The following is a 3,801-nucleotide window of genomic DNA, read 5'->3' on the forward strand; positions in this document are numbered from 1 at the left end:
TAATTGGAACGGAATAAGCAATGCTGCTTACCATCTGACTGCCAACTTCCCGGACAAAAGTCCAACCGTTAATCCAGTGTCGGATCATTCAACTTCCATCACTGGAATAGCAGAGTCCAATCTGAAAATATATGCTTATATAGGTAGTAAGAGACTTGGTTATGCTACATCCTTTAATGGAAAGTATTCCATACCAATCTCAAAACAAACAGCAGGTACACTTATTACTGTTTATTCAATTGATCCACAAGGTAACCAAAGTGGGAATGTAATGGTGAAAGTATTGGATAAAACTCCTCCACCAAAGCCAAATGTTAATCCAGTGTCTGATCAGTCAACCACCATTACTGGTACAGCAGAATCAAATTCGAAGGTTTTTGCTTATATAGGTAATAAGATGATAGGCTATGCAACTGCTAATGGAGGAAAGTTTACAATAAAAATCACGAAGCGTGTTGCTGGCACTGTGCTTAATATTTATGTACAAGATGCAGCAGGTAATAGGAGTGGGGCTACAGCCGTAAAGGTCCTCGATAAAAATCCCCCATCTCCGCCAACTGTGAATACTATAACTAGTAAAACCATTTACATTACCGGAAAGGCCGAACCAAACTCAACAGTATATATCTACAACGGGAACAAGATAATTGGTTCAGGAAAGGTCGATGGTAAGGGTAATTTCAAAATAAAAATTGCATCCCAAAGAAAAGGAACTATTCTCAAGATCTATGCTCAGGATGCAGCAAAGAATCGGAGCTCTGCCAAAATAGTAAAAGTTTATTAGAAAACAAAGGGACGGTTCTCATGCTTCGGAAGCATGAGAACCGTCCCTTTGTTTCTTCTTTTTATATTGAAAAATTTGGGAGCAGTAGTATAATTTTACTATACTAGAGTAGTAGATTAATACTATAAGAGGCTGTGTTTATATATGAGTCATTTATAGTAAAACTATTTTTTATTTAGAGGGGGAGTTTATATGCAGGGTGTAAAGAGATTAATGTTTTTGCTTTTCTTCTTATTGTTATGTTTTCCTAGTTTTTCATCGGCTGCACAAAATGTTGGTTATTTGAGTCTTTCTTCGACTAGCGGAAAGGCTGGAAGTACTATTACCGTCTATGGAAGTCAATTTTCGAGCTATGAATCTGGGTATGTATACCTAGATACCAATAATAATGGAGTAAGGGATAGTGGGGAAGCGTATTCAAGCACCACTAGTAGTTATTATGGCAGCCTTACTGCCTATTTGACTGTACCAAGTATCAATGCAGGTACCTATCCTATTCGCTACTCAGGCGCATCGACTGTGAATCAAGTCAGTTATACTGTTCAAACAGCTAGCTTAACCTTATACACTACAAGTGGGACTCCAGGAAGCACTTTTTATGTCTATGGAAGTAATTTACCAAGCTACGAATCTGGTTATGTATACCTTGATGCCAATGGAAATGGAGTGAAAGATAGCGGCGAATGGTATACGAGCACCTATAGTTCTTATAGTGGAGGGTTTACAGCGTATATGACCGTGCCTACTATCAGTGCAGGGACGTATAACATTCGCTATTCGGGAACTACCAGTGTGAGTCCGGTCAGTTTTACAGTAAAAAGGGCCAGCTTATCCGTATCCTCGACTAGTGGAAAGCCAGGTACTCTAGTCTATGTCTATGGAAGTAATTTACCAACTTACGAATATGGATATGTTTATTTAGATACGAATGGGAATGGGGTAAGAGATAGCGGAGAAGCGTATACGAGTACCTCAAGTAGCTATGGTGGCAGCTTTACTGCTTATTTAACTGTTCCAAATGTTAGCACGGGCACCTATAATATTCGCTATTCGGGGACTACTAGTGTATCTCCGATCAGTTATACTGTACAAAGTTCTATTAAGTTGACACTAAATACGACAAGCGGGAAAGCGGGCAGCACGCTTGCTATCTCTGGAAGTAGTTTTCCTTTATACGAGTATGGCTACGTATATCTTGATGCCAATGGAAATGGAGTCAGAGATAGTGGAGAAGCATATGGGAGTACATATAGTTCATATTATGGCAGTTTTACAGCTTATTTAACTGTACCAAGTGTTAGTGCGGGGACCTATAATATTCGCTATTCTGGAACTTCTAGTGTAAGTCCGGTCAGTTTTACCGTACTAAGTTCCCCTAAGATAACTCTGGATTCAACTAGTGGAAGATCAGGAAGTATAGTGACAGTTTCGGGAAGTAATTTACCGAGTTATGAATCTGGCTATGTGTATTTAGATGCCAATGGAAATGGAGTAAGAGATAGCGAGGAAACGTATAAGAGCACTTATGGGGGGTACAGCGGGAGTTTTACTGCCTCTTTAACCGTACCAAGTATCAATGCGGGTACATATAGTATCCGGTATTCTGGGGCATCTAGTATAAATCCTGTCAATTACACAGTGACAAGGGCCAGCTTGACTATTGACACGACAAGTGGAAGAGCAGGCAGTATCGTTTCGGTCTATGGAGGTAGTTTCCCAAGCTATGAATCTGGTTATGTTTATTTAGATACCAATGGAAATGGCGTAAGAGATAGCGGAGAAGCGTATACGATGACCTACAGCAGCAGCTACAGTGGCAGCTTTTATGCTTATTTGACGGTTCCAAATGTTAGTCCAGGTACCTATAACATTCGCTACTCAGGAGCTACCAGTGTAAGTCCCGTGAGTTACACTGTACTAAATACAGCCAAACTAACGACTTATACTACAAGCGGTAATCCAGGGAGCACAGTGACAGTCTATGGAAGTAGTTTTCTTGGTTATGAATCTGGATACGTGTACTTAGATTCAAATGGGAATGGAATAAGGGATATAGGGGAATCGTATACTAGCGCCAATAGTTACTCAAGTGGTAGTTTTACCGTATCTTTAACAGTACCTAGTGTGACCGCAGGGACTTATAGTATTCGCTACTCCGGGACATCGAGTGCTAGTCCGGTAAGTTACACTATTCTAAATGCTGCGAAGTTAACTATTGGTACTGTAAGTGGAAAACCAGGTAATACAGTGACAGTCTATGGAAGTAATTTTCCAAGTTATGATTATGGCTATGTGTATTTAGACGCCAATGGAAATGGAATAAAGGATAGTGGAGAGGCGTATTCAAGTACTTATAATGGGTCAAGCGGTAGCTTTACAGTATCTTTAACGGTTCCTAGCATTAGTGCAGGTACCTATTATATCCGCTATTATGGAACAACTACTGTAAGCCCGGTGAGTTACACTGTACTAAATGCTCCTAAGTTAACCACTAATACTACAAGCGGTATAGCAGGCAGCACCGTAACAGTCTCGGGAAGTTATTTTTCAAGTTATGAATCTGGTTACGTTTATTTTGATGCCAATGGAAATGGCGTAAAAGATAGCGGTGAAGCTTATACAAGTACCAATGGTGGATCCAGTGGCACCTTTGCTGCTTCTTTAACGATTCCAAGCATTAGTGCAGGTACCTATTATATTCGTTACTCAGGTTCATCAAGCGTGAGTCCTGTAAGTTACAAGGTATTAATTGCAGCCAAGCTCACCACTTACACCACAAGCGGAAAACCAGGCAGTTCGGTGACAGTCTATGGAGATAGTTTTCCAACATATGAGTCAGGCTATGTGTATTTAGATACCAATGGTAACGGAGTAAGAGACAGTGGAGAAGCATATGCGAGTACCTATACCAGTTATAGTGGCAGCTTTTATGCGTATTTAACGGTACCAACCGTTAGTGCAGGAACCTATAATATCCGTTACTCAGGAACCAGTAGTGTGAGTCCGGTAAGTTACAC

The 3,801-nt window shown here is 40.4% G+C and carries 2 protein-coding genes; both read left to right on the top strand.

Features of this window, described 5'->3' with window-relative positions; all coding sequences use genetic code 11:
• Nucleotides 1-784: Ig-like domain-containing protein (locus tag V7077_RS23980; protein ID WP_335506632.1), on the top strand; the 784-nt coding region annotated here is incomplete at its 5' end.
• Between the two features lie 192 nt (nt 785-976).
• A partial coding sequence (locus V7077_RS23985; RefSeq protein ID WP_335506634.1) for a hypothetical protein occupies nt 977-3,801 on the top strand: 2,825 nt, incomplete at its 3' end.

The sequence above is a fragment of the Neobacillus vireti genome, assembly GCF_036962465.1.
Lineage (GTDB): Bacteria > Bacillota > Bacilli > Bacillales > Cytobacillaceae > Neobacillus > Neobacillus vireti_B.